This window comes from Clostridium tanneri, from assembly GCF_033659955.1.
GTDB classification, from domain to species: Bacteria; Bacillota; Clostridia; order Clostridiales; family Clostridiaceae; genus Clostridium_AM; species Clostridium_AM tanneri.
In genome coordinates this window covers 1-927 of sequence record NZ_JARUJP010000077.1, presented here as the reverse complement: position 1 = coordinate 927, position 927 = coordinate 1, and the positions used below count along the sequence as shown (strand labels likewise).

1 rRNA gene is annotated in these 927 nt (G+C 51.5%); it reads left to right on the top strand.

Going from position 1 to position 927, the window contains the following annotated elements:
* Window positions 1-908, top strand: a 16S ribosomal RNA gene (locus tag P8V03_RS19000); the annotation flags it as partial.
* Window positions 909-927: the final 19 nt, after the last annotated feature.

Below are 927 nucleotides of genomic sequence, written 5' to 3'. Positions count from 1 at the left end.
GCTGCATTTCAAACTGGATATCTAGAGTGCGGGAGAGGAGAATGGAATTCCTAGTGTAGCGGTGAAATGCGTAGAGATTAGGAAGAACACCAGTGGCGAAGGCGATTCTCTGGACCGTAACTGACGCTGAGGCATGAAAGCGTGGGTAGCAAACAGGATTAGATACCCTGGTAGTCCACGCCGTAAACGATGAGTACTAGGTGTAGGAGGGTCCAACCTTCTGTGCCGCAGTTAACACAATAAGTACTCCGCCTGGGAAGTACGATCGCAAGATTAAAACTCAAAGGAATTGACGGGGGCCCGCACAAGCAGCGGAGCATGTGGTTTAATTCGAAGCAACGCGAAGAACCTTACCTGGACTTGACATCCCCTGAATTACTCGTAATGGAGGAAGCCCTTCGGGGCAGGGAGACAGGTGGTGCATGGTTGTCGTCAGCTCGTGTCGTGAGATGTTAGGTTAAGTCCTGCAACGAGCGCAACCCTTATCATTAGTTGCTACCATTAAGTTGAGCACTCTAGTGAGACTGCCCGGGTTAACCGGGAGGAAGGTGGGGATGACGTCAAATCATCATGCCCCTTATGTCCAGGGCTACACACGTGCTACAATGGTGAGTACAATTAGATGCAAACCCGCGAGGGGGAGCCAAACTAAAAAACTCATCCCAGTTCGGATTGTAGGCTGAAACTCGCCTACATGAAGCTGGAGTTGCTAGTAATCGCGAATCAGAATGTCGCGGTGAATACGTTCCCGGGCCTTGTACACACCGCCCGTCACACCATGAGAGCTGGCAACACCCGAAGTCCGTGAGGTAACCGTAAGGAGCCAGCGGCCGAAGGTGGGGTCAGTGATTGGGGTGAAGTCGTAACAAGGTAGCCGTAGGAGAACCTGCGGCTGGATCACCTCCTTTCTAAGGAATTATAACTAAA